Origin of the sequence: Comamonas aquatilis, assembly GCF_965139575.1 — a bacterium.
Taxonomy (GTDB): Bacteria; Pseudomonadota; Gammaproteobacteria; order Burkholderiales; family Burkholderiaceae_C; genus Comamonas; species Comamonas aquatilis.
Map to the genome: position 1 here is coordinate 70,784 of NZ_CBCSIW010000018.1, position 25,730 is coordinate 96,513.

General features: G+C 55.9%; 23 protein-coding genes and 2 pseudogenes. 11 read left to right on the forward strand and 14 right to left on the reverse strand.

The window, feature by feature from the left end:
• Positions 1 to 134: 134 nt before the first annotated feature.
• Positions 135 to 1,088 carry an aromatic alcohol reductase gene (locus tag ACNAZA_RS17700; RefSeq protein ID WP_415797846.1) on the reverse strand — a complete coding sequence of 318 codons (954 nt, stop codon included), beginning with the start codon at positions 1,086 to 1,088 and terminating at the stop codon, positions 135 to 137.
• Positions 1,089 to 1,176: 88 nt separating this feature from the next.
• On the opposite strand from ACNAZA_RS17700, the gene ACNAZA_RS17705 reads away from it, so the two are divergent.
• Positions 1,177 to 1,590, forward strand: a complete 414-nt coding sequence (locus ACNAZA_RS17705) for a winged helix-turn-helix transcriptional regulator (protein WP_415797847.1) — start codon at positions 1,177 to 1,179, stop codon at positions 1,588 to 1,590.
• Positions 1,591 to 1,832: 242 nt separating this feature from the next.
• On the opposite strand, the gene ACNAZA_RS17710 is transcribed toward ACNAZA_RS17705, so the two are convergent.
• A complete protein-coding gene (locus ACNAZA_RS17710) occupies positions 1,833 to 1,964 on the reverse strand; it encodes a hypothetical protein (protein WP_415797848.1) in 132 nt (43 codons plus the stop codon).
• Positions 1,965 to 2,094: 130 nt separating this feature from the next.
• On the opposite strand from ACNAZA_RS17710, the gene ACNAZA_RS17715 reads away from it, so the two are divergent.
• Entirely contained in the window at positions 2,095 to 2,667 is a 573-nt protein-coding gene (locus ACNAZA_RS17715; protein ID WP_415797849.1) for a TetR/AcrR family transcriptional regulator, read from the forward strand.
• Positions 2,668 to 3,262: 595 nt separating this feature from the next.
• Here ACNAZA_RS17715 and ACNAZA_RS17720 read toward each other — a convergent pair.
• Complete coding sequence (locus tag ACNAZA_RS17720; RefSeq protein WP_415797851.1) at positions 3,263 to 4,189, reverse strand: LysR family transcriptional regulator; 927 nt, start codon at positions 4,187 to 4,189, stop codon at positions 3,263 to 3,265.
• Positions 4,190 to 4,311: 122 nt separating this feature from the next.
• Here ACNAZA_RS17720 and ACNAZA_RS17725 point away from each other — a divergent pair, with 122 nt between their 5' ends.
• The 7 genes from ACNAZA_RS17725 (at position 4,312) to ACNAZA_RS17755 (ending at position 10,517) form a co-directional block, all read left to right on the forward strand.
• A complete protein-coding gene (locus ACNAZA_RS17725) occupies positions 4,312 to 5,526 on the forward strand; it encodes an MFS transporter (RefSeq protein ID WP_415797852.1) in 1,215 nt (404 codons plus the stop codon).
• Positions 5,527 to 5,608: 82 nt separating this feature from the next.
• Positions 5,609 to 6,115, forward strand: coding sequence for a VOC family protein (locus tag ACNAZA_RS17730; RefSeq protein WP_415797853.1), 507 nt, complete (start codon positions 5,609 to 5,611; stop codon positions 6,113 to 6,115).
• 56 nt (positions 6,116 to 6,171) lie between these two features.
• On the forward strand, positions 6,172 to 7,281 hold the full coding sequence (locus tag ACNAZA_RS17735; protein ID WP_415797854.1) for an alkene reductase: 1,110 nt from the start codon (positions 6,172 to 6,174) through the stop codon (positions 7,279 to 7,281).
• 35 nt (positions 7,282 to 7,316) lie between these two features.
• Positions 7,317 to 8,336: a zinc-binding alcohol dehydrogenase family protein gene (locus ACNAZA_RS17740; protein ID WP_415797855.1), complete on the forward strand. Its 1,020-nt coding sequence runs from the start codon at positions 7,317 to 7,319 to the stop codon at positions 8,334 to 8,336.
• A gap of 3 nt (positions 8,337 to 8,339) precedes the next feature.
• On the forward strand, positions 8,340 to 8,669 hold the full coding sequence (locus ACNAZA_RS17745) for a putative quinol monooxygenase (protein WP_415797856.1): 330 nt from the start codon (positions 8,340 to 8,342) through the stop codon (positions 8,667 to 8,669).
• 156 nt (positions 8,670 to 8,825) lie between these two features.
• Positions 8,826 to 9,506, forward strand: coding sequence for an SDR family oxidoreductase (locus tag ACNAZA_RS17750; RefSeq protein WP_415797857.1), 681 nt, complete (start codon positions 8,826 to 8,828; stop codon positions 9,504 to 9,506).
• 387 nt (positions 9,507 to 9,893) lie between these two features.
• Positions 9,894 to 10,517, forward strand: coding sequence for a tyrosine-type recombinase/integrase (locus ACNAZA_RS17755; protein ID WP_415797858.1), 624 nt, complete (start codon positions 9,894 to 9,896; stop codon positions 10,515 to 10,517).
• Between the two features lie 199 nt (positions 10,518 to 10,716).
• Here ACNAZA_RS17755 and ACNAZA_RS17760 read toward each other — a convergent pair whose 3' ends face one another.
• From ACNAZA_RS17760 to ACNAZA_RS17780, 5 genes are all read right to left on the reverse strand, one after another.
• The gene (locus tag ACNAZA_RS17760) at positions 10,717 to 11,181 is read right to left on the reverse strand and encodes a GNAT family N-acetyltransferase (RefSeq protein WP_415797859.1); all 465 of its coding nucleotides are present in this window, start codon (positions 11,179 to 11,181) and stop codon (positions 10,717 to 10,719) included.
• Between the two features lie 868 nt (positions 11,182 to 12,049).
• On the reverse strand, positions 12,050 to 13,051 hold the full coding sequence (locus tag ACNAZA_RS17765) for an NADP-dependent oxidoreductase (protein WP_415797860.1): 1,002 nt from the start codon (positions 13,049 to 13,051) through the stop codon (positions 12,050 to 12,052).
• A gap of 106 nt (positions 13,052 to 13,157) precedes the next feature.
• A complete protein-coding gene (locus ACNAZA_RS17770; protein WP_415797861.1) occupies positions 13,158 to 14,120 on the reverse strand; it encodes an alpha/beta fold hydrolase in 963 nt (320 codons plus the stop codon).
• A 27-nt stretch (positions 14,121 to 14,147) separates the two neighbouring features.
• Positions 14,148 to 14,936, reverse strand: a complete 789-nt coding sequence (locus ACNAZA_RS17775) for an SDR family NAD(P)-dependent oxidoreductase (protein WP_415797862.1) — start codon at positions 14,934 to 14,936, stop codon at positions 14,148 to 14,150.
• Between the two features lie 96 nt (positions 14,937 to 15,032).
• Entirely contained in the window at positions 15,033 to 16,115 is a 1,083-nt protein-coding gene (locus ACNAZA_RS17780) for an alkene reductase (protein ID WP_415797863.1), read from the reverse strand.
• Between the two features lie 133 nt (positions 16,116 to 16,248).
• Between ACNAZA_RS17780 and ACNAZA_RS17785 the strand changes: the two genes are divergently transcribed.
• On the forward strand, positions 16,249 to 16,872 hold the full coding sequence (locus tag ACNAZA_RS17785; RefSeq protein ID WP_415797864.1) for a TetR/AcrR family transcriptional regulator: 624 nt from the start codon (positions 16,249 to 16,251) through the stop codon (positions 16,870 to 16,872).
• A 10-nt stretch (positions 16,873 to 16,882) separates the two neighbouring features.
• On the opposite strand, the gene ACNAZA_RS17790 is transcribed toward ACNAZA_RS17785, so the two are convergent.
• Positions 16,883 to 18,121, reverse strand: a complete 1,239-nt coding sequence (locus ACNAZA_RS17790) for a multidrug effflux MFS transporter (RefSeq protein ID WP_415797865.1) — start codon at positions 18,119 to 18,121, stop codon at positions 16,883 to 16,885.
• Positions 18,051 to 18,512 (reverse strand): MarR family winged helix-turn-helix transcriptional regulator, encoded by a 462-nt coding sequence (locus ACNAZA_RS17795; protein WP_415797866.1) that lies wholly within the window; start codon positions 18,510 to 18,512, stop codon positions 18,051 to 18,053. Before ACNAZA_RS17795 ends, ACNAZA_RS17790 begins: the two co-directional genes overlap by 71 nt.
• 341 nt (positions 18,513 to 18,853) lie before the next feature.
• Here ACNAZA_RS17795 and ACNAZA_RS17800 point away from each other — a divergent pair.
• Positions 18,854 to 19,941: pseudogene (locus tag ACNAZA_RS17800) on the forward strand (IS3 family transposase).
• Positions 19,942 to 19,974: 33 nt separating this feature from the next.
• Here ACNAZA_RS17800 and ACNAZA_RS17805 read toward each other — a convergent pair.
• From ACNAZA_RS17805 to ACNAZA_RS17820, 4 genes and pseudogenes are all read right to left on the reverse strand, one after another.
• On the reverse strand, positions 19,975 to 21,270 hold the full coding sequence (locus tag ACNAZA_RS17805) for a site-specific integrase (protein ID WP_415797867.1): 1,296 nt from the start codon (positions 21,268 to 21,270) through the stop codon (positions 19,975 to 19,977).
• Positions 21,271 to 21,481: 211 nt separating this feature from the next.
• Positions 21,482 to 22,135: pseudogene (locus ACNAZA_RS17810) on the reverse strand (aminotransferase class I/II-fold pyridoxal phosphate-dependent enzyme); the annotation flags it as partial.
• Positions 22,136 to 22,259: 124 nt separating this feature from the next.
• On the reverse strand, positions 22,260 to 23,201 hold the full coding sequence (locus tag ACNAZA_RS17815; RefSeq protein ID WP_120967515.1) for a CysB family HTH-type transcriptional regulator: 942 nt from the start codon (positions 23,199 to 23,201) through the stop codon (positions 22,260 to 22,262).
• Positions 23,202 to 23,357: 156 nt separating this feature from the next.
• Positions 23,358 to 25,589 (reverse strand): HD domain-containing phosphohydrolase, encoded by a 2,232-nt coding sequence (locus ACNAZA_RS17820; protein ID WP_415797868.1) that lies wholly within the window; start codon positions 25,587 to 25,589, stop codon positions 23,358 to 23,360.
• Between the last annotated feature and the right edge of the window lie 141 nt (positions 25,590 to 25,730).

The window sequence follows — 25,730 nt, forward strand, 5'->3', positions numbered from 1 at the left end:
TAGCGACCGTTGGCGAGGGCCTGCGATCGATCTGGAGCTATCGCTCAGTGGAGTCGGCTTTGGCGCAATTGCCGCAGATCGCGGACTGGCTCAGGTGGCAAATGTGAAGCCAGAAGCGTTCGCTTCCAACCTAATCATTCGTGGTGGCCAGATGCCAAGTTCGCGCGAATCCACGACAACACGTCAGTCACAGGAATGGCGCGGCGCTGGTTGAACGTGCCACTCTTGTCCCACGCCACGCCACGCCCCTGGGCAAAGGCCGCGCGGTACTTACGCATCATATTTTGTTGGTCACGCGCAAGCTCATCCAGCAGGTACTGCTCAGTCCATATCGACCGGGTGAAGGGGCGGCCGAGCCCCGCTTCCAGCCTGTCCGCCACCTCTCCGTAGGTCACGGTGTCGCCTGCCAGATATACGATCTCGTTGCGGATGCGCGGCTGGGCGAACACCACTTCGGCCGTCAGCGCGCCGATATCGTCGGGCGTAGTCAGCGTCACCGCGGTGTCGAGGTCGCCCAGTGCGTGGACCGCATCGTTCTTCAGGTCAACGACGCCGAACTCGGGCTCAAAGAGGTAGCTCATGAACATGCCGGTGGAGATGATGACCCATTCCGTCTGATCCTGGCTGCGCAGCAACTCGCGCACGTCGAGCTGTGCGTCGAAGATGTCCTGCGGGCTGCCTCGGCCGATTACGTCGAAGTCGACCCCAAACTGCCAGGGGAAGTACCGGGGAATGCCTGACTGCAGCGCGGCCCGCGCCAGCTTCATCGGTGTATTGATGCCGGCTGCATAGCCCGCGCACCCGATCACCGTGTCATAGCGTGCGAAAACCACGGCAAGCTCATCGATGGAGCTTTTCACCAGATCGCCCTTGACGATCTCGATGCCGAGGCTTCGAATCTCCGCGATATCCCGCTGCTTGGCGGGCTCGGAGGATTTCACGGCACTGGCACGCAGAAGAACACTGATCTTTGCTCCGTCAACGCCTTTGGCTTTGAGCGCAAGATTGCGGAGTACCGGGAGGCCAAGTTCGCCAGCACCGAGTACGAGAATGTTCTGAGACGTAGAGTTAGGATTTGCTTGATTCATCGTATAGCCTACTAAAGAAGTGGGGCAGTCTAGCGATGCATCAAAAAATATGTAAGAAGGTACACGCGTGATACTGGGGGCCAGCAAGTTGAATCAGGAAGAACTTCTTAAGTATTCGCAGACGGTATGTGATGGTCTGAGAGATGACGACGACGGGCTGCGGCGTGAGGTGCTTGCGCACGCGGGAAGTCGCTGGTCTCTCGGCGTCGTTCACACACTTGGCGTTTATGGCCGGCTCCGGCATGCAGACATTGGTAGGCGCATGCACGGAGTCACCCAACGAATGCTGACGCGCACGTTACGACAGCTAGAACGTGATGGCTTGGTGCTCCGGTATGACTTTGAAGAGGTTCCCCCCAGAGTCGAGTACGAGCTGTCCGGCACTGGGATGGAGCTGCTCCTTCGTATGGTCCCACTGTGGACCTGGATCGTTGAGAACGCGGATCGATTCCGAGAAGCAAGGCAGAGCTTTGATCAACAGAACGGCGATGCGAGCTCATAGCTTGTTGAGGTTGCGGCACTCCTTGGGACTTCGGTAAAAGCTGATGAAACGCGAATCCGTTTCCTAATTAAGCGACTGCTTTTCGCATCAACCGGCCGTTCGAATGTCGGTGGTAGAAACTTGTGAACGTCGCTTATTGGCCGATCTGCGACTGTCGCTGACCGACTCATAGCAGCCACTGACGTGCCACTAACCAATGGCTGATTGCGACAACTGCTTGGCCAGTTTCGAGCAACGGTGGGTCAATTGCGGAAGTGCTCAAGCAGAAGAAAAGCTATGAACAATCCACCAAGGAAGATAGCCAAAAGAATGGGTGCTCCGATGTAGCTCTCCCACCATTTCGGTGCACCGTACTGCTTGATTTGATTTTCCATGATGTCCTCTTGCGGAATAACTGAACCTGTGGGTTCGATAATTAAGTGTATCACTTTCGTGGAAAATCGAACCAACGGGTTCTGCTAAGGAGGTTTTGAAGTGGCAAGAGTTAAAACGAACAGCAAACGCTTGGAACTCCTGAACGCAGCTATAGAGGTGTTCTTGGAGAAGGGCTATGAACGAACATTGATGGTGGACATCAGCGATAGGGCCGGTTGCTCTAAGGGCACGCTGTACAGCTATTTCACCAACAAGCAAGATCTCTTTTGCGAGTCTGTCTTGGCTGCGACCGATACGCAGGTGCAAGGCACTTTTGAAGAGATTGACTCTTTGACAACAGGAATTGCGCAGCTACTTCAGAACTTTGGAAGAAGTGTTTTGAGAACGCTCTACGCACCAAGGTTCCAGGCCATACGTCGCCTTGTGTTCTCAATATCGGATAAGGAATTGGCAAAGACCGTCTACGACTTATCTGTCAGAACGAATCAAGACACGGCATCTATGTTATTGAGTGCCGCAATGGGAAATGGGCAACTGCGTTCAGCAAATTCACAGGTTGCTGCGAGTCATTTCATTGGGCTTCTGGAGTCCGAGTTATTGCTGAAATTCCTTCTGCACGCCTTAGATGCCGATACCCTGAAAGATATTGATGCAATAGCAGATAGGGCTGTGGCAGTCTTTTGCGACTCATATGCAATCTGATAGCGGTCATTGCAGCCAATGACTCCTAAGTCTTCTTCTGGCCGATCTGGGACTGTCGCTGCCCGACCCATTGTTGTCGTCCGGGCTTTGTAGGCCTATGCCCGCTTTGCAGCGATTGCCGCTGCTCGTAGTCGCAACGCTTCCTAACGGTCACCGTTCCATACCGGCCATCCGAGCATCGACGTGGGGGACTGCCCAATGACGGGTTTCAGGTGTGCAGCGGACAGCGACCATCAAGTGCAGGCAGATAGGCCGCTAGATGTCTGCTGTCACGTCGCGCGAACAGGAGCTTGCGACCCATTGCTGTCGTTCGTGATTTTCCCGCGGGTGTCTGCTTTGCAGTGATTGCTGCTGCTCAGGTTCTCAGGTTGAACTTCCGGTTTCAGTTAGATAGCGGCCTTCCCGCTTACCAAGGCACCGAGCCTCAATGACTGGATTCAGGTGAGCAACAGTCAGTGGCTAGCGGGCACGCAGATCCCGGAAGCCCAATTTGAGTTGAGAGATCGCTCTTGCAGGGAGGTTTCTTTTATGGCCGCCAGTTGGCTGCGCATACCTAATTTTTGACAGGTCGTTCCTCATCTTTTAGGACATAGATTCACTGTATCCAGCTTTTAAAAGCGAGCTGTTCCAATTGTGCGGTTCGTTGTGCGATGAAATTACGTAAGTGTCTCACCAGTGGCGTCAACTGGCGTCGACTGGGCACAACGAGAAACAACGGAACCGCCTCGGTTGTCCACTCGGCGCATAGGGTCCGAAGCCGCCCCTCAAGCAGATCGGTTGCAACGTCAAAGCCCGCTTTGTAAACAATGCCCTTTCCCAGAAGCGCCCACCGGCGTACTGCATCGCCGTCATTGGAGACATTCACACTCTTGACCCGGACAGTGATTTCAGGGGCTCCCTCAAATGAAAAGCGCCACCTGTCATGGATCTCGTCGCCCAGCATGAAGCACAGACATGCATGCGCAGACAGTTCGTGCGGTGTTGTTGGCACACCATGTTTGGCGATATAGGCAGGAGACGCGCACAGCACACGGCGGTTGGAAGGAGCCAGTGGCAGTGCCACAAGACTGGAGTCCGGCGGCTTGCCGTAACGAAAGGCTGCGTCTACTGGGTCGCTGTAGACGTTGGCCATACGGTCCGACAACTGCAGCCGGATATCGACCTCTGGGTGAAGGTCTTGAAATTCGTTGAGCCAGGGCAGAAGCAGGTTGCGCCCAAGATCAGACGGAGCCGATAGCTTAAGTACGCCACTCAAGGCTTGCTCGCCGGAAACCAATTGCTGGCTGGCCTGCTGCAGGGCGAGCAGTGCCGGGCGGCACTGCTCTAGAAATAACTCGCCAGGTGGCGTGAGGCGCAAACTGCGGGTGGATCGAATAAATAGCTGGACACCTAATTCAGCTTCAAGGCGCTTCAGGGCTGCGCTGGTCGCTGCCGGCGTTAGATCGAGCGCACGTGCTGTTGCGGACAAGCTGCCGTTTTCTGCCGTGCGGACGAAGATGTCCAAGTCGTTCAACGATTTCATTAGCGCATTTTAAGAATGCCCCCAGAATTTCAAAATAATTTTGAATAAATCTTCAATAGTGAGCATGTTTATCAAATTAAACAGATAAATGAAGATCAACCTTCACAAACAGGTTGCGCTTCATGTCTTCTTATACACCAAGCACTATCACACGTCTGCCTCTTGCAGTTTGGGTTCTGACTCTCTCTGCATTTGCTATTGGCACAGCAGAATTCGTGATCGCGGGCATCTTGCTCGATGTGGCCAAGTCACTCGGAATCAGCGATGGGGCAGCTGGCAATCTCATCACTGCCTATGCGATGGCGATTGTGATTGGCGGTCCAATCTTGACCATTTATCTTTCTCGCTTCGACCGCAAAACCATTCTGATGGGTCTGATGCTGCTGTTCACTATCGGCAACATCATCTCTGCCACTGCGCAAGACTACACCGTACTGATGATCAGTCGAGTTATCACGGGTCTTGCACAGGGCCCCTTCTACGGGATTGGAGCCGTAGTTGCTACGCGCATGGTGCCGCAGAGCATGGCGGGCCGCGCTGTCGGCCAGATGTTTGCCGGGCTGACGCTGGCCAACGTGCTGGGCGTGCCCGCTGGAGCTTGGATTGGAAATGCCTACGGCTGGTCTGCCACGTTCTGGGCCGTGGCTGTGCTCGGCATACTGGCGATCGCAGCCATAGCACGACTTGTGCCACACCTTGCAGCGATGAAGGTTGAGCCAGTTGGTGAGCAACTGAAGGCTTTTCGCAACCGGCAGTTGTGGCTGAGCCTGGCTATCACCGTGTTCGGCTGGACTGGCTTTATGACGTTCTATGGCTACATTGCACCGGTAGCGCACCATGCTGCAGGCTTGTCAGATGTCGCAGTGACGGGTTTGCTCGTAGCAGTCGGAGCTGGTCTCGTGGTCGGCAATGCAGTCGGTGGCCGCGCAGCTGATGCGAACCTGCGACGAGCCCTGTTTGGCGGTGTTATTGCGATGATCGTCTCTCTCCTGATCGTCGGCTTCTCTACAGGAAATGTGTGGACGTTCGTGGCCGCTTCAGTCGTGTTTGGCATTGCATCCTTCACGAATGTCCCCTCCCTCCAGATGCGCGTGATGCGCCATGCAGGTAGCGCTCCGGAGTTGGTAGCTACAGCCAATATTTCTGCCTTCAATGTTGCAAATGCCCTTGGGGGCGTCATTGGCGGATATGCGGTTGATGACTCCAGCATCGGTGCGCCGATGGTTCCATTCCTGGCAGCAGCTGTTCCATTGCTTGGTTTGGCGCTGATCGTGGTGGCAGAGCGTTACAGCCAGCCCCACGCACATCCCGTGTCGAAAGTTAGCGTCAAAGTTTAAGTTGGATATTCAAATATTTTTTGAAGACTCCTTCGTGCTTTACGGTGTTTTTAGATCACGTCATCTCATTCAAGATTGAGCCATGTTCACCAAAGCTTCCGTCATGACAACCAACCCTCCTGCCCGGCACGAAGTTGCTTCCATTGATGCGAAGCCAATGTGGCGCTTTGATCATGTCAGTGTGTCCATGGGGGCTGATCACGCCTTGCGCACGCTGTTTGAAGGCGTGATGGGGTTCGAGAACGGTTTTCGTCCACCTTTTCCATTTCCTGGTCGATGGCTTTATGACGGTGAGCAGGCTGTTGTGCATGGAATTTACGACCCAGCGCTATCTGCGGAAGTCGGTGAACTGCGTTTCAACCATATTGCATTCAAGAGCGAACAGTGCGCATCCGAAGTCCTCAAGCAACTGAGACAAGTGGGACTGCCACACACCGTAGCTCGCATCCCGCAAGAAAGCATTGCACAAATCTTTGTGCAGTTGCCTGGGAGCCTAGTGATTGAACTTGATGTACCCGACGACAGCGACGTTCTTTTGACTCACCACTACGGCTCTACTCAAGCTGCACCGAAGGCAGAAGGTTTTTGATTGACCCATTTCTGCGCCATTAACCACCAACTCTCATTCATTTTTGGACGAACCCAATGACTACCACTAATGCTCACTCTGCACTGCTTGCGCCATTCCAACTGGGCCCCATGCAACTGCCTAATCGCATCGTAATGGCACCGATGACTCGCAGCCGAAGCACCCAGCCAGGCGACGTTCCCAACGCCATGATGGCCACTTACTACGCCCAACGAGCAAGAGCTGGGCTCATCGTCTCCGAGGCCACTCAGATTTCTCCACAAGGCAAGGGCTATAGCTTCACCCCTGGCATCTACAGTGAAGAACAAGTCCAAGGGTGGAAACAGGTAACGGATGCGGTGCACGCGGCAGGCGGTCGTATGGTGCTTCAGTTGTGGCACGTGGGGCGCATGTCCCACGCGAGCTTCCAAGAAGATGGCGTGCCGGTTGCACCGTCAGCCCTGTCGCCTGACGCGCAAGTCTGGGTGGTGGGTGACGATGGTGTGGGACGCATGGTCGACTGCCCTATGCCACGTGCTATGACGCTGCAAGACATTCAGTCTGTGATTGGGGATTTCCGCCACGCTGCGGCCAATGCAATGCGTGCCGGTTTTGACGGTGTCGAGATACATGGCGGCAACGGCTACCTGCTCGATCAATTCCTGCGCACCACATCGAATCACCGCACTGATGCCTACGGCGGAAGTATGGCCCATAGATCTCGTTTTGTCGAAGAAGTGGCTGCAGCAGTCGCCAGCGAAGTTGGGGTGGAGCGCACTGGTATCCGCCTAGCCCCCTTCATTACTCAGCGCAACATGAACTGCCCGGAAATCATTCCCACCATCTTGCATCTTGCCAAGCAGTTGGACGAGATGGGCCTCTCGTACATCCATCTGTCTGAAGCCGATTGGGATGATGCGCCACAGATACCAGAAGACTTTCGACATGCACTACGTCGCGCATATAGCGGAGCCGTCATCGTCGCGGGTAAATACGACGAGCAACGCGCCGAGCGCATTCTGAAAGAAGGCTTGGCCGACCTAGTGGCCTTTGGCCGGCCTTTTGTAGCCAACCCGGACCTACCCAACCGATTTGCCAAGAGCTTGCCTCTGGCCGGCTTTGACGGCTCGACACTCTTTGGTGGCGACGCGCGTGGCTATATCGATTACCAATCCTACTCTTCCTAAACCTCACTCTCCTACACACTTCAAAAGGAACGACAATGAAAGCCATTGGATACAAGATCCCCCAAGCCGTTGACCATGCCGATTCGCTGCTGGACATCGAATTGCCTGAGCCGGTCGCGACCGGGCGTGATCTACTGGTCGAGGTAAAGGCAGTTTCAGTGAACCCCGTAGACACGAAAGTGCGCAACAGCGCTAAACCAGTCGAGGGTCAGGAATACAAGGTTCTGGGCTGGGACGCCAGTGGCATCGTCAAAGCCGTGGGACCTAACGTCACGCTGTTCCGACCAGGTGACCGGGTTTGGTATGCCGGCTCCATCGCTCGGCCCGGCACGAATGCCGAGTTGCACCTGGTGGACGAGCGCATCGTCGGCCATGCCCCCGTGTCACTCGACTTTGCACAGGCAGCAGCCTTGCCACTGACGGCCATTACGGCCTGGGAAATGCTATTTGATCGTCTGGGCATTGCGCCTGGCAAACAGCCTAGCAACAAGACACTGTTGATCATTGGTGCCTCGGGTGGTGTGGGCTCCATCCTGACGCAACTGGCTGCACGGTTGACCAGTCTGACCGTGATCGGAACAGCCTCCCGACCAGAAACCCAAGCCTGGGTGAAGGAGTTGGGGGCACACCACGTCATTGACCATAGCCAGCCGATTGCTGCGGAACTCAAGCGCATCGGATTTCCCGTGGTGGACTACATCGTCAGCTTAACGAACACCGATGACCACCTTGCCCAGATCGTTGAAGCCATCGCCCCTCAGGGCAAGTTCGGACTCATCGACGACCCCAGTTCTTTGGATGCGACCGTGTTCAAGCGCAAGGCTGTGTCGATTCATTGGGAGCTCATGTTCACTCGGTCGCTGTTCGGTACTGACGACATGATTGGCCAGCACCGCTTATTGAATGAAGTGGCCGATTTGGTTGATGCGGGACTGATTCGTACCACATTGGCAGAGCGCTTCGGCAGCATCAATGCCGCCAATCTGAAACGCGCTCATGCACTGATTGAATCAGGCAAAGCACGCGGCAAGGTCGTATTGGAAGGATGGGCTTGAGCCATGCAATCCACTGTCATTTTCAATTTGGCCGTGCTTGAAGCAAAGGCTGGACAGCAAGAGCAATTGCGCGAGGCGTTGCTCGCCCTAGTTGCACCTACACGAAAGGAAGCAGGATGCTTGGATTACACGCTGTTTGAACTGACCGAAACCCCCGGCACGTTCTATATGCGCGAATCTTTCAGAGACCAAGCTGCGTTGGAGGAGCATTTCTCCAAGCCTTATTTCCAGGAGTTCGCAAAGCGATTCGAAGAACTTTTGGCTCGGCCTCTACAGCTAATTGGCTTGCGCGAAGTTGGCAGCTATATTGGTCCGCTCATGCTTCATGTGTAAGGCTTGGCCCTTCACAAACTAGATGGCAGGGAATGACGCGTGATTTCCCTGCCCGCCACCCCATCAACATCATCAGACAGACTAACTGCGCTCGGATGCAATCAGCCACGCGCGCGCACGGTCTGATCGATCTACTGCTTTGAGTCTGAGGAACTCATGAATTCACACTCCTTCCACAACGAGACTGTTTCAGTCGTCATTGGCGGGCACACCGGCATTGGATATGCGGTTGCACAAGCCCTAAGTGAGCGTCCAGGCCGAGTTGATGTGGTCAGCCGTAAGAATGGACTAGACCTAGCTGTCGCTAGCAGTGTTGCCGCATATTTTGAACGCCTCGGCCCCCTAGACCATCTGATCATTACTGCGGGCTCGGCCGCTCCGGGCGGCAATCTGACTGAAATTGATGTAGACGCAGCGAAAGCCGCGTTCGACATTAAATTCTGGGGGAGCATCACAGCCGCTCGGGAAGCGGCGAAACGACTGCGCCCTGGAGGCACCATCACCTTGACGTCAGGTTTCTTGTCACGCCGTGCCACTTCAGGAACCTATGTGAAAACGGCTATGAATGCTGCGTTGGAAGCCGTCGCGAAGGTGCTGGCCAAGGAGCTGGCTCCCCTGCGTGTCAATGTAATCAGTCCTGGTCTAACCGATACAGAGGCCTATGCAAAGATGCCTGAAGAGGCACGACTCGCGATGCTAGTGCGCGCTGCTCAAAATCTTCCAGCGATGCGTTATGGACGTGCCGAAGACTTGGCGAGGGGTTACCTCTTTGTGATTGATAACCCTTTTGTGACAGGAACCGTTATAGATATCGATGGCGGTGCTCTAATCGGGTGAGGAGAGTAGTTGCTGGACCGCTTTTCATCCGTCCAGCACAACTGCAACAAGTCCCAGCAGAGAGATGAATTCTGCGATGCTCCCATTTCCAGTGACAGCTTTGAGGTGTAGAGCGGACTTGCTCGAAAGTCTTGCGGCCATGACTGCTTTGTGCAACTATCAGTCATTGGTATTTCTGTGGTGAACGACGGCAACCAGCCTAAACGTGCCGCCGGCGGTTTTGACCCGAAGGACTGCTAGTGGCCGAAACGGTGAATTCCTGGCAGCGCCAGGAAGCCGACAGTCATGGGGCTGTGGAAGCCGACCATCGCTAGTCGCTTAGGTGAGTCGAAGCCCGCCCGCTCCAGAGCGCATCCTGTGTGACCCTCAACTCGATGGGAGACCATCATGGGAACCACCGGAAATACCGCTCATCGCGAGCCATGGAACAAGGGCAAGATCGTCGGGCAGAAGGCGCCGTTCAAGCTCAAGGACATCTGGGCGCTGCGCGTAAGGCTTCAAATGGAAGGCCGCGTGCGCGAACTTGCTCTCTTCAACTTGGGCATCGATAGCAAGCTGCGAGGATGCGACCTCGTCGCCCTCAAGGTTCGGGACGTGTGCCACAGCGACCAGGTGGCGGCGCGCGCTGTCGTCATGCAACACAAGACTCAGCGTCCAGTGCAGTTCGAGATCACGCAGGCCGCTCGTGATGCCTTGCAAGCCTGGATCAAGCAGGCTAGGCTGAAGCCAGAAGACTTCCTGTTTCCAAGCCGGTTACACGAATCGCCGCATCTGGGAACGCGGCAGTACGCCCGGATCCTCGGTCACTGGGTCGATGAGCTAGGCCTGGACCGCACGGAGTACGGGACGCACTCAATGCGCAGGACGAAGGCGACACTGATCTACCGTCGCACCAAGAACCTGCGCGCAGTACAACTACTGCTTGGCCACTCCAAGCTGGAGTCGACAGTGAGGTATCTGGGCATCGAGGTCGACGATGCCCTCGAGATCTCTGAAAAGACGGAGATTTGAAGCTGCCGCTGACGGCCACCCCGGAACCTGCGCCAGGGTGGCCGCCTTCAACGGCTGCAATGCGGCCCTGGGCCAAACTGGCACTCTCGGCCACAAGCTGCTGGTGGCAGAAAGAAAATGCAGTCACTCAACGGCTAAAGTAAACCGACAGCCGTAGCCGGGTCGGCATGACTGAACGGTTATGTTTAACTACTGGATTCTACAGAGCGAGCGCAAGAAATTTTGTGCCTGGAACGGGGTTAAAGCTCACAGGCTCCGCATGCTCAAAGCCCATCGATTCGTAGAGCGTCTGCGCTGCTGTGAACTCAGGCAGTACGTCCAAACAGATGCGCGAGTAGCCGGCAAGCTTAGCTTCACTCAATATCGCCTCAACGAGCAAGCGACCAAGGTTTCTTCCTCGCGCGGCAGGGCGAACATAAACACGCTTCATTTCGCACGTTGATTCATCAACGCCGCGCAGCGCTGCACAGCCAAGAACTGTGTCACCTTCACGTGCTAATAGAAGGCGGCCTTGAGGGGCTTCGTACTTGCCAGGAAGTCCTGCAAACTCAGCTTCGTACTCCTGAAAGCCGAGGTTTACAGTCGGGCTGCTCACATACTCACGAAAAATCGAAATAACGTCCTCACGCTCGGTCGGGAAAAGTGCTTGTCGAATGATGAGCATGGCAAAGCTACGGGTAAATGACTTTTAAGCGCAGGGGGTTGAAGGGATACTGGGCCTCGCCCGCGAGTGAATTCGTTGCAAGCACTATAGCCTGCGTACAGAACGGTCCTATGGACAACGAGTGCCGTACATCATCAAAGGATCTGACCGTAGCAGAACAGAGACAGCCGCAACCGGCCGAGGCTGTGTGAAAACGCCATGTTGGGCAAGGCGGATCGGAAGTCGACCTCTCAGATCGATCCAGGATCGACGATCGTGCTGTTGGGAATGGTTTTGCTACTGCCGAAAAATTGACTTTTTCGAGTTTTCACACAGCCTCGGCCGGAAGCTGTCGTCCGGCGCGTGACCGCGACAGGCAGGCCGAGGCATAGAGGCGTCATCGACTTCTGGCTGATCGATCACTGCTGATGCAGACATCAGACTGTGCGAGGCGCTCTGCCTGAGGTTCCACTGTGCAAATTGCCACGTCGAGCAACTCGCTGAAGCGTTAGTAACGCTACCTCCGAGGGGAAATAAAACGATTAGTGAGAATCGCTCATGACGAAATCTCATCGATTTCGAGAATCTCGCAGTCCGGTGCGGATTCTGCAATGCTCGAACAAACGTCTTCCGCGTCAAGGCCCAATCGCCTCTGTTCGCTCATGAGGCTGACTCGATGGTTCACCAACATTAAACGGAACAGTGTCAATCGGCCGAGGTTCTTACGTGGCACCGCACAGAGCGTAGTGTGGGCGTCGGGGTCTGGCAGTACCAAGCAGCTATCGCCTGCTTCGATTACTTGCAATCGGCTACCTTTAGCGAAAAATCTTCCCTCAACCTGTATGTCGCATAGGACTTGCATCATGGAGTGCATAGTTTTTATGCACTCCTATTGCATCCGCACTACGACTTTGCCTTTGGCGCGTCCTTGGGACAAGTACTCAAGTGCCTGCTTCGCTTGGTCGAACGGAAACACTTTGTCTACAACCGGATGTATATGACCGGCGTCGAGAAGCACGCCAATTTCGTTCAACTGCTCACCGTCAGGTCGCACGAATAGAAACGAGTAACCCACACCCTTCTTTGCTGCCAAGCGAATGATTTTTCTGCTCATGAGGCCAAAAATCAGTCTGAGAGCGAAGTTCAACTTGCGGGCTTGTGCAAATGCAGCGTCCAGCGGACCAATCAGCGAAATTATCTTGCCGCCAGACTGGAGGATACCAATAGACTTCTCCAGTGCATCCCCGCGGATCGTTCCTAGTACCACGTCGTATCCTCGCAGTACCTGTTCAAACTCCTGCTTTTTGTAGTCAATCACATCGTCTGCGCCCAGGCTCTTGACCAGGGCAACGTTGGCAGTACTTGTAGTTGTTGCTACATAGGCGCCGAGGTGCTTGGCCAACTGAATCGCAAAAGTGCCGATACCGCCCGATCCGGCAGGAATAAATACTCTTTGACCCTCCTTAACTTCGGCACGGTGTCTCAGTGCTTGCCAGGAAGTCAACCCAACCATAGGCACAGACGCTGCCTGCACGAAGTCGAGATTGGCAGGTTTGCGTGCAGCCAGATGTTGGGGAACTACCGCAAACTCGGCAAGTGATCCGGTGCCTTGATCAAAGATGCTGGCAAAGACCTCATCGCCTGGCTTGAAGCGGGTAACACTGCTCCCCACTTCAACCACCACTCCGGCCAGGTCGCTGCCCATGACGGCGGGAAGCTTGAACTTCAGCACGGGCTTGAATATTCCCGTCGTGATCATATTGTCGATAGGGTTTAAGCCTGCTGCATGCACCTCAATCAGCATTTCATTGGGTCGAAGTGTTGGGCGAAGCACCTCGGTGATGCCGATCTCTGGGGTCTTGCCGTAGCGTTTAAATGTGAGGGCTTTCATGATGCTCCTGCTTGTGTGTTACGAAGGCGGCCATACGCAAGTGCCTGGTGTCGCCTCATAGTCAGCCCCTGCTTTGTTGTGTCGCTCCGGAGCCGTTGTTCAGCTATTACTGTGCGAGGAAGGCCAGTGCCTTCGGCACAAAGTCGGCGTGATACTGGAATACACCACCGTGACCCGCATCGGGATAAATGACCAGCTCACTGTTGGGCAGGCGCTTGGCCAAGTCGTAGGTGTTGCTGCTGGGTACCATCCGGTCGTGATCACCGTTTGCCACAAGCGCAGGATGTTTGATCACCGACAGATCGACCGCTGGTTTCTCGCCCCAAGCCTTGAGCGCCCGCAACTGCGCCATATACGCGCCAAAGCTGATAGCCCTGTCCCGATTCTCTGAGCGCTCCTGCAATCGTTGTAGGAAGGCTTTACCAGCCTCAATGCCGTTCGGCGTACGTGTGAAGAACAGGAACTGCTTGGGATCTTGGCCGCTGAAGATCGCGCGCAAGAGGTCATAGTTCGCGACTCCTGCCACCGAACTGATGCCTGGGCCACCGGCAGGACCCGTGCCTGCCAAAATCAGCTTGCGCACCAACTGTGGTTGCTTGAGGACGATCTCCTGGGCGATCATCCCGCCCATGGAGAAGCCCAAAAGATCGACCTTCTGAAACCCCTTGGCCTTGATGAAGGTAGTCGCGTCATCGGCCATCTGTTCAATCGAGTTGGCAGCTGACCCCGTGGATGCGCCTACCCCCCGATTGTCGAACGCGATGACGTGATGCTTTGCAGCAAGGCCGTCTACGACACGGGGGTCCCAGTTATCCAGGACCGCAGCTAGGTGCACGAGGAGTATTACAGGTGTTCCGCCGTTTTCCTGGCCCAGCTCTCGGTAGGCGTAGTCCACGCTGTCTGCTGAAACAACTTGTGTCGGAGCATTCTTCCATTGCGTTGCAGGAGTGCCGTTGCTCTTGATCTCCATACTGCTGGATGTGGCCAAATCTGCGGCCGATGCGTATGGCAGAAACAGCGTTGCAAGCGCTGCGAGGCAAGACGCTCGCACTTTGGACTCGTAGAACATATCGTCTCCGTTAGATGGTCAAAGCGCTCAGGCCTGCGGCTTGTAGCGCTCAGCGGCATGCGCTTGACGGATTTCGGACATCAGTCCTTGTCGCGCCTGATCCAGCTCGTCCCAACGTTCTGCGACATGCAGGGGCGGAATCGTCACCAGTTCCTTGCGATCGAAGCCGATGAGTGCGGCATCAACCAGTTCGTTGACATCCATCACCTCTGGCAGTGTGTTGATATCCATGCCGGCGCGGGTCCAGATCTCAGTACGGGTTGCCGCCGGGAGTACGGCTTGCACATAGATTCCCTTCGGCCCTAGTTCCAAATTCAGACCTTGTGAGAGAAACAGTACAAATGCCTTGGTCGCACCATAAATAGTCATGCCTAGCTCGGGAGCAAAGCCAACAACCGAGCCGATGTTGACGATCGAGCCTTTGCCTTCCTGAGCAAAGCGCGCAGCGACTGCTGCAGCGAGGCGCGTGGGCGCCGTGGTGTTGAGCATTACCAGACGGTCAATGCTCTGCGCGTTCTGTTGGACGAAGGCCCCGGACTGGCCCATGCCAGCGTTGTTGATCAGAATCCCGATCGACGTGTCTTCGCGCAGACGCGTCTCGACCTCAGCCAGGTCTTCCTGTTGTGTAAGGTCGGCTTGAATCACGTCTATGGCGACCTTGGTCTCTTCGCGCAAGCGGGAGGCTAGGAGGTTCATGCGAGCTTTATCGCGGGCAACCATGACGAGGTTGTGGCCACGGCGGGCGAAGCGTTCAGCGTAGGTCGCACCGATGCCGGAAGACGCACCGGTGATCAAGGCTGTAGGCAGATTAGTCATAGTTCTATATCCAGAAATGGTTTGGGAAGATCAGGGGGATGGGATAGCGTTGGAGGGTAGGAGCAGGTTGCAGAGCTCCTGTTGCATGCACTGGCGTCAGGCTGCGAGCGCGGGATAGTCGGTGTAGCCTGCGGCGGCACCGCCGTAGAGCGTGGCCATGTTCATCTGAGCCAGAGGCGCGTCGGTTTTCAAGCGCTCGACCAAGTCTGGGTTGGCAATGAAGGCGTGACCAAAGGCGACCAAATCAAGCTTTCCTTCCTGCAGACGAGCTTCGGCCAACTGGCGGGTGTAGCCGTTGTTGGCGATGTAGGTTTGCTTGAAGCGAGCGCGCAACGCGTCATAGTCAAAAGGAGCGACATCGCGGGGGCCGCCTGTCGCACCCTCGACGACATGCAGGTAGACAACGCCCAGGGCACTGAGTTGCTCCGCGATGTAGTTGTACTGAGGCTGCGGCTCACTGATAGAGATGCCATTGGCGGGGGAAACTGGGGAAATGCGCACGCCGGTGCGCTCAGGTCCAATTTCCTGGGCAACGGCAGAGGTCACCTCTAGCAACAGTCGTGCACGGTTTTCCACTGAGCCGCCGTATGCGTCCGTGCGTTGGTTGGCTCCATCCTTGATGAATTGCTCCAGCAGATAGCCGTTGGCACCATGCACCTCCACGCCATCGAAGCCTGCACTCACGGCATTGGCGGCAGCTTGGCGGAAGCTCTCCACGATGTTTGGGATCTCATCTAAACCCAGAGCGCGGGGCTCAGATACTTCCGCAAAGCCATTGTTCACGAAGGTCTTGGTTTGTGCTCGGATGGCAGAGGGAGCTACAGGCGCTGCGCCATCCGGCTGCACGGACACATGGGACACGCGACCCACATGCCACAGTTGCACAAAGATCTTGCCGCCCTTGGAGTGCACCGCTTCGGTGACTTTGCGCCATCCAGCGACCTGTTCGGCTGTGTAGAGACCGGGGGTGTCTTGGTAGCCCTGCGCCTGTGCTGAGACCTGAGTCGCTTCCGTAATGATCAAGCCAGCTGAGGCGCGCTGTGCGTAGTAGATGGCCGCAAGGTCATTAGGCACAAGGCCTGAACCGGCGCGGTTGCGGGTTAGCGGCCCCATCACAACTCGATTGGCAAGTACCAGATCACCTAAGACATAGGGTTGAAAAAGCGTCTTCTCAGTCATGTTGCATCCACAGCAATGTTCTAGAAGAGTCAATAATGACGATCGTAATCTAAAAAGTCAATACTTTAATTATGATCGTAATCAATATATAGTAGAAGCTTCGCATGCACACAGACACTCCACGGTAGAAAAAATGAAGCTCACCAAAGCACAGGCACAGGCAAACCGAGCACATGTCGTGAAAACCGCGTCAGCGCTGTTTCGCGAGCGTGGATACGATGGCGTGGGCGTGGTCGACTTGATGGCGGCAGCGGGGTTCACGCAAGGCGGCTTCTACAAACAATTCCGCTCCAAGACGGACTTGATGGCGGAATCAGCTGCTTGCGGGATAGAGCAGACCGTAGAGTTGACGAAAGGTATTGACCTGTCGACTTTTGTGAACAGCTATTTGTCTCGCGAGCATCGTGACAATCGGGCGGCAGGCTGCACTATGGCCGCCCTGGGCTCGGATGCAGCGCGCCAGACGCAAGAGGTCAAGACGACATTTGCTGCAGGCATCGAAAGCTTGCTGCAGGCCCTTGAGAAGGAATGTCCGACCTCGGAGCGAGCAGGAAATGACGAGGCACGGGCCAAGTCCATCGACACCTTTGCGCATATCGTCGGGGCCCTGGTCATGTCACGGGCCTGTCCCGATGATTCGCCACTTGCCGACGAAATCTTGACTGTGTGTCGGGACAAGATACTTGGCGCGCTGACGGAGCAAGAAGGTGTACCGTCACCCGCAGCGGCTCATGCTACTCAACCTGATGTGGCCTGAGCCTTTGCCTTTAGCTCTTTACCGCGGCCCCAAACGTCACCATCGCCAGGAACATACTGGTAGCGATAACAGCGCTGAATGCCAAGTAGGGTGAAAGCTGCAGTGCTGAGGTAATCGCAATGGAGATAGCAGCACAGCCCATTTGCAGGAAGCCCAGCAAGGCAGAGGCTGCCCCAGCATTTTGGCCAAATGGCTGCAGGGTCACGGCAGTTCCCAAGGGATTGATCAGGCCCATTCCAATCAAAAACACTGTCAACGCCGCCGAAAAGTAGTACACCTGCTCTGGGGCTGCCAGCAGGGTCGCACCAGCGGCAAAGGCGATGGTGATGCCTGCACGGGCAACGCGCATTGCGCCAAAGCGATGCGCAAGCCTAGGAGCGAGCAGACCAGCGCCAAAGACAACAAAGACGGTAGACGCGAAAAAAAGTGCGAGTTGCAAGGGTGAAAAACCAAACCCTTCCATCAAGATGGCCGGTGCCATTGCAAAAAACAGATACAGCGAGCCCAAGACCAAGCTGACAGACATTGCTGGTGCAATGAAACGGCGGTCAGTCAAGAGTGCTTTGTAGGTCGCAGTTACAGCACTGAGCGCCAACGGCCGGCGTAAGTCGGCGCGATGGGTCTCGCCAAGCCGCGAAACATAGTGGATACCCAGCAAGATGGCGAGCACCCCGACAACGCCAAAGGTCGCACGCCAGCCCAACAAGCTGTTGAAGGCGCCCCCCAGCAGCGGAGAAAAACCGGGTGCAGCCGCCATGGCGACCATGACCAGCGAAAGCGCACGTGCGAGCGACTCACCTTCAAACAGGTCACGTGCAATGGCACGAGACAGCACGGACGTGGCACATACCCCGAGCGCTTGAACAACTCGGCCGACGATGAGCTGGGGAAGGCTCGACGCAAAGGCACATACCGCGCTACCGACGACAAACACGACCAGACCGCACACCACCAAAGGTCTGCGTCCAAAGCGATCCGACAAAGGTCCCACGAAAAGTTGACCCAACGCGAAAGCCACAAAGAAGGTGCTCAGGGTGGCGCTAAGGTCTTTTACAGATGTCCCAAGCTCGGCACCCATGGCAGGGAAGGCCGGCAGGATGATGTTGGTAGCCAACGATCCCAGCGCTGCCAGTCCAGCGAGCATCAGCAGCAATTCGCCTGAGAAAGATTGTGTGGATTCAATCGGTTTGTGCATCGTCGCCCCCTTCATCGCCGTCAAGGCATTCAATGCAGGAATCGAGTAAGTCATGCAGCGCCGCCACACGTTCCGTCCCCAGCTGCGCGTTCAAAGCAAGCTGTGCAGCCTTCCAAGCCTGTTGTGCTTGTGCCTGTTTGGTCACGCCGGTTTCTGTTGCGGTGACCAAACGACTGCGTGCGTCGACTCCAGCGCCAATCGTCAGCAAGCCCATCGCTGTCAGCGGCTGAAGATTGCGCGTCAACGTTGAAGCGTCCATCTGCATGCGCTTGGCCAGATCCACCGGCCGTACCGGCCCTAATTTGACGACGTGGGAGAGCAGGGAGTATTGCGTGATCTTCAAGCCCACCTCCGCAAAAAAATGGTCGTAGTGCCGCGTCACAATGCGACTGAGTTGGCGCAACTTCAGGTTGGTGCAACCCTGGGGCTTGATGCTGTTCTTCATTTGATATATTGTAATTACAATAGTTGTAATTACAAGTTTTAGAAATGAAGGAGGCTGAAATGACTGTGGATCAGGTTATCGAGAGATGGCGAGCGGATGAAGTGGCGGTGCGTGCACATCTAAGAGCTGTGGATACTGGGCCGCACGGCAGTGTCGCTGCTCGCTCTGGCATGGAAATGTTCGAGGCCATCTTCGCGGGGGAGTTGTCCCCGGCTCCAATTGGCCAAACGCTCGACTTTGTTCCCATTCGCATGGAACCAGGGGAGGCCGTTTTTCAGGGGTAATCCCCCCGCAATTCCAGCGCGCGGAGAAGTAGAGACTCTCACAGGAGAATCTCTACCATGAAGAAATCACGTTTCACCGACAGCCAGATCATCGACGCGCTCAAGCGAGCAGAGGCCGGTCTGACGGTCCCTGAGCTTTGTCGTGAACTAGGCATCAGCTCGGCGACGTTCTACAAGTGGCGGGCCAAGTTCGGCGGCATGGATGCGTCGCTCATGGCTCGCATGAAGGAGCTCGAAGAGGAGAACCGGCGGCTGCGCAAGATGTACGTTGAGGAGAAGATCAAAGCAGAGATCGTCTCGGAGGCTCTCGCAAAAAAGTGGTAAAGCCATCTCGCCGACGCGAGATGGCTCATCGAGCTGTGCAGCAGCACGGCGTGTCGATCCGGTCGGCCTGTCAGGCATTCCAGATCAGCCAAGCCTGCTATCGCTATGTGACCAAGCGCCGCATGGAAGATGACGAGATCGCCCAGTGGCTGCTGTGCCTGACTGACAACAACCGCAACTGGGGATTTGGTTTGTGCTTTCTGCACTTGCGCAACGTGCGTGGCTTTACCTGGAATCACAAACGTGTCTCTCGCGTCTACCGGGAATTGGAGTTGAACCTGCGCATCAAGCCACGCAAGCGTCTGGTGCGGGAGAAGCCCGAGGCGCTCACAGTGCCTGATCACTGCAACGAAGTCTGGTCGATGGACTTCATGCATGACCAGCTTGAAGATGGTCGCAGCATTCGACTACTCAACGTAATTGATGACTTCAACCGTGAGGCCCTGGGCATCGAGGTGGACTTCTCACTGCCATCGCATCGCGTGATTCGAGTGCTGGGGCAGATCATGGCCTGGCGTGGGAAGCCACAAGCAATACGTTGCGACAATGGGCCGGAATACATCAGCGCTACGCTGCTGAACTGGGCCAGCGGGCAAGGAATTCGCATCGAACACATCCAGCCTGGCAAGCCCCAATAGAATGCCTATGTGGAGCGCTTCAATAGAACGGTCCGCTACGAATGGCTGTCACAGTATTATTGGTCCGATCTCGACGAGGTTCGGGAGTACGCCACGCAGTGGATGTGGCGCTACAACCATGAACGCCCAAACATGGCCTTGGGTGGCATCACCCCCAAGCAGCGGCTGGCCATGGCCGCATAGCTCTACTTCTCAGAGCGGTGGTTTATGGGGGGATTACCAATCCTTCACTACTGTTTTATGGGCCAGATCAAAGAACGCCTGCGTGTATGCATTGGCCACTTCCACTTTTGCTTTAGTTTGCTCGATAAATTTCACATAAGTCATCGTGGTGGATATTTCCTTGTGGAACATGGCATTGCGCACAAATTCCAACGCTGCTTGCAAGTTTCCAAGTGGCAAAAGTGTTTTCATCAGCAAGGTGCCATAGGTCGCTCGCGTCTGGTGAAATCGAAAATCGACCATGAATTTCATGCCGGACTCAACAGCATTTCGCCGCAAATTGACCATCTCGCTGTTGACCGCAGAACTACGCTTGCCATCGTCTCTTCTTTCGTAGGGATTTCCCTGTGTAGTGAGTAACAGCAACTCTTTGAACTCTTTGGACGCTCGTGCCTGGCGCTTCATTCTCCGTACGCTGTAGGCGTAGGATTTCAGTTCTAGGAGCATTGCCTCTGGTAGTCGCAGCATACCTGCTACATCGAACTTGGTTTCGACAAATGGTCGCGAGCCAGGGCCGACCGCTATGCACCAAAGACCTTCCACATCCGGGTCTGGTACCGCACGCTCAAGATTTCCAATCTTTAGGTTGCAAATAGTTTGAAGCCGGGCGCCCGTGAAGAAGCCCAGCTTCAGCATAAGCTGCAATTCCTGGCTGGCGCCATGGGATGCAAAATCCAGTAGTTGCTGCATGTGCACGCCGGTGATAGGAAGCAAGCCTTCTTCCACCGTTGACTTCTTTGCGACGCGAGATTTGATTGAAATGTCAGTTGTGACGCGCGATAGCGTTCTCTTGAATCCTGCTGTGTCGTGGTAACGGACGATGACTGGGATGTTTTTCCATTTGGGTGAATCGTGCGAGATGAAACCGAATTCGGCGCAATGACTGTAGAAATTGATGCAGGCATTCATCCTTGCCGTTGTCGTAGACGGTGCAAGTATTCCTAGCTCGTCCCGGCACTTGATTAAGTAGCCTCGCCACTTAACCAGCACACGATCAGCGCGATTCATTGGAAAGTGCCGCCAGTCAGGCGCGTCTTTTGTCTCCAGCCATTGCGCAAACTTGTGCAGATGCCGCATCTGGTCCTGAATCGTCTTGAGTTTGACGTAGCCGCCAGTGGCTCGCTCATGGGCCCAATGATTGGCTTCGTTCCATGGCGACCCATCGTCCCAATAAATCATGGGCAGGGAACGAATTTTTTGTTGTGTAGCAGCTTCGACCCAGGTGAGCTCCTCGGTGGAGTTGAGAATGAGGCGCTGCGGGGTGTACTCGATAAATTCAAGCGTTGCCATTGTTCACCCGGCATTGACTAAGCACAAGCGACGCCTGCCGCGGCAAGATCCTTTGCCAATCACATGGCTGGAGGGCAAAACCTCCGATTGATCTAGGTAAAAATCAGTGAACTTGACCGGAACTACTTTCCTGATGGACATATGCATCTCTCCAGTATGTCCATGGATTGTAATCTAACGCTTGCGATGTCCATGCCATTAACTCACGCTTGACGTGATAGGTCTTACCAAAGCTGGAGACGATGAAGGCGCGCTCGGCCAGGCCGGCAAAGCGGGCAGTGCTCTGGTGCTGGGCGCCGTCAAAGACCATGTGCTCATAGACCTCATCGGAGATCAGCAGCACATTGGTGGGCGCGAGCAGCGCTTGCAGTTGGCGCATCTCGGCATCGGTCCAGATCGTGGCGCTGGGGTTGTGCGGGCTGTTGATGATCAGCAGTCGCGTGCGTGGCGTGATGGCTGCGGCGATTTTTGCAAAGTCCGGGCGGAAGGTGCCAGGCGTGAGCGGCACACGCACGGCCACGCCGCCTGCCAGCTCGATATTGGGCACATAGCTGTCATAGCAGGGGTCGAGAACGATGACTTCGTCGCCCGCATGCACCGTGGCCAGGATGATGGTGAGAATGGCCTGGGTGGCACCGGCCGTAATGGTAATTTCAGTGTTTGCGTCGTACCGGCGGGCGTGAAGTGCTTCTATTTTAGAAGCAACTGCTTCACGCAAGGCCGGCCAGCCGCTCATGGGCGGGTACTGGTTGTGGCCGGCGCGCATGGCGGCGTCGACAGCATCCAGCAACTGTGGATCGCAGCCAAAGTCAGGAAAGCCCTGGCCTAGATTGACAGCCTTGTGCTCGGCAGCCAAGGCCGACATGACGGTGAAGATCGTGGTGCCCACATGGGGCAGCTTGCTGGGAAAGGTAGGAGTCACGACAGTTCTGCAAAACTGGCCTGCGCGCAGCTCGCCGCAGACCTGACAAACATTCTGGAGGCGGGGTTTACAGCCCGAAATCGTCCACGCTGCCGCTCATGGCGCGGATGATGAGGTCGCGCGAGAGGCGGTCACTCAGCAGCTCGGCAAATTTATACACGAAGTTGCGCAAGTATGCGCCGCGCTTGATGGCCACGCGCGCCACGCTGGAGCCAAACAAATGTCCCACGGGACGAACCACCAGGTCATTGGTGGGCTCGTCACGCATGGCCATCTCGGCCACGATGCCAATGCCAAGACCCAGGCGCACATAGGTCTTGATCACGTCGGCATCAATCGCTTCCAGCACGATATGCGGTTGCAGTCGGCGCATTTCAAAAGCGTGGTCGATCTTGCTGCGGCCGGTGAAGGAGCGGTGATAGGTAATCAGGGCTTCGTGGGCGATGTCGTCCAGCGTGATGCGCTCTTTTTGCGCCAGCGGATGGCCTGTGGGCAAAACCAGCACGTGCTGCCATTCATAGCAGGGCAGGGTGACCAGGTCGGGGTAATCGGCCAGCGATTCGGTTGCCATGCCTATCTCGGCCACTTCGTCTATCACCATGCGTGCCACTTCGGCCGGCGTGGCCTGGTGCAGGCTGATGGTGACCTTGGGGTACATCTCGCGCAAGCGGGCCACGGCTGGGGGCAGCACATAGCGGGCCTGGGTGTGTGTGGTGGCGATGCTGAGCGTGCCGCTGTCCTGGGCGCTGTACTGCTCGCCAATGCGCTTCAAGTTGCCCACTTCACGCATGATGAGCTCTATGCTTTTGAGCACTTCCTGCCCGGGCTCGGTGATGCGCTTGAGGCGTTTGCCATGGCGGGCAAAGATATCGATGCCCAGTTCTTCTTCCAGCTCGATGATGGCCTTGGAGACCCCGGGCTGGGAGGTATGCAAGGCCTTGGCTGCCTCTGTGAGGTTGAGGTTGCGGCGCGCGGCCTCTTGAACAAAGCGAAATTGGTGCAGATTCATGGCGGCACAGACTAAGAACTGGCGTCATTATGCTTCAAATATCTAAAGAATCTTCTCTTTATTTCAAATCTGCGCATTCCTGTCGCGTTGCACTGGCTTTTCCTGCTTTTGACAAGCAGATCTACACATTCATCGCAGGCGTGAACAGGAAGCGGTTCAGGTGCTGGTGACGTACATGGTCACGTCAACCTCGTCCATTTGCTCCGGCAAGAGGAAGCGCTCTGCATAACGTCTGTAGACACCCGAGGTCAGGAATAGATCGAAAAGCACCGGATCGATATGCCTGTCTTTCTTGAAAAAGGACAGGATTTTGATGGCCTCGGATAGGGACTTGGCCTTCTTGTAGGGGCGGTCGCTGGCGGTCAAGGCCTCGAAGATATCGGCGATGGCCATGATCCGCGACGGTACGGAAAGCTCCTTATCGGAAAGTTTGCGGGGGTAACCCGTTCCGCTCAAGGTTTCGTGGTGCGTGCTTGCGTATTCGGGCACCCGCTTCAGGTGCTTGGGAAAAGGCATGTTTTCCAGCATGACAATGGTCTGGATGATGTGCTCGTTGATCTTGTAGCGCTCTTCTGCCGTCAAGGTGCCGCGTGCGATGCTCAGGTTGTAGACCTCGCCTTGGTTGTAAAGGTGTTGCGGTACCTTTAACTCAAAGCCGTATTTGGGGTCCGGGGTGCTGTCGGCTGTACGCGCAACGATATGCTGTGGCTTGTCAGCGAGCAAGCGCTCTTGGGTCGGCAACACCGGGACTGGTTGACTTGTCAGGCGATTTTCTTCTTCCTGCGACAGGCCGAGGCGGTCGTCGAAGTGCCGCATCCAAGTCGTGCTCCCGATGGCCGCGATGCGCTCAACGTGTTCCGGGGTCATGAACTCCCCGCCTACATTGGATTGTGCGACGAAGGCATAGTCTGCAAGCAACTGCGATTGTTTTTGCTGGAAGATTGCGTCGGCCTGACTCGGGGGGACACCGCGCTCCCAGATGGATTCCAAGCGTTCGATCATGGCATCGCGCAACAAAACTTCGAAGCGTGTGCGAATTTCATGAATACGGTTGTAGATGGTTTCCAGTTTGGTGGCTTTGTCCACCACGTACTCCGGCGTTGTCACCTTGCCGCAGTCGTGCAGCCAGGCGCCGATGCGGAACTCCTGCCACTCGTCTTCGCTGCGGAAGGCAAAATCTGCCAAAGGGCCTTCATCGACCTTGACGGCTTCCTCGGCCAGCATCACGGCCAGTTCGGGTACCCGCTCGCAATGGCCGCCGGTGTAGGGACTCTTGGCATCGATAGCGCCTGCGATGATCTTGATCATCGAATCCATCAGCTCTTTCTGAGCTTGGAGGAGTTGCTGGTTCTCGATGATGATCGCGGCCTCTGCAGCCAGTGCCTCGGCGTACTTCACGGTTTCGCTGTCGAAGCGGCTGAGTTGACCCGTGTTGGGATCCAGCGCGTTTCTCAACAGGATGACCCCCAGCACCTCTCCCTCATGTGCGCTGAGCGGCAGTGTCAGGAGCGACCGGATGTCATGACCGGAAATTTCTGCAAGCTTCAATGCCTCCGTGAAGTCGAAGCGCTTGTCCGTTGCAGCATCGTCCACGACGACTGTCTTGCCGCTCCATACGGCATCCGCGCTGGCGGAGTGATGGCAGGACTCTCCCGTGCTGGCATCGCGTAAGCTCAATTCCAGCTCGGGCATCGGTATGTCGTCGGTGAGCATAGTGAGGCGCAGCGTCTGATGATCGGTTTTCAGGAACAAGGCGGCGGACTGACAGTGCGCAATGTCGCGTGCGCCAAGCAACACATTCTTGAGTAGCGTGTTCCTGTCCTTCTCCCTGCCCAGTTGTATGCCTATGTCCACCAGGCGCCTGAGCTTCTGGGTCGCAGCCTCCAGGGCCTCGGTGCGTTCCTTCAATGAGTCGTGCATGACTTCCTGTGCCCTGCTAAGAACATGCACTTCGTAAAGCCGCGATGGCACATGTTCGGGCTTGCTCGAGAAGTCCAGCTGTCGAATGCGCTCAGATTGGCGGGTCAGAGCGGTCAGTGACCGCGTTACGCCGCGTGTGCCAAGGTAGGCGATCGGGATCAACAACACGATGGCTGCCAACGCGGCCCACAACACGTTCTGCTGGGTCTTGAGAACGATGCCTGTGAAATCGCTCAAGGGGGCGATGACATAGATGCGGTACATCGCTCCCTGCGCAGGCGTCATGCGGCGTGATGCCAGGATGAAGTTTTCGCCCGCCAACTGGATGGTTTCGGCGAGCAAGTCGCTGGATGAGTGCCCAAGGTCTGCAACGGCTTTGAGGTACTTGTTGTCCAGCTCTCGCAGGGAAACGATGTGGTCTGGAGGGATATCGCCATACAGCGAGCCTCCCTTGCGCTTGGCCAGCACGCGGAGCTTCTCATCGGTGACGGCGTTGTTGCATAAATCGCAGGCTAGGGTCAGGTAGCCTCGTGCGATGAGTCATTCCCCGCAGTCCAAACCTCGCTATCGCACCACCAACTGGAAGCAATACAACGCAGCGCTCAAAGC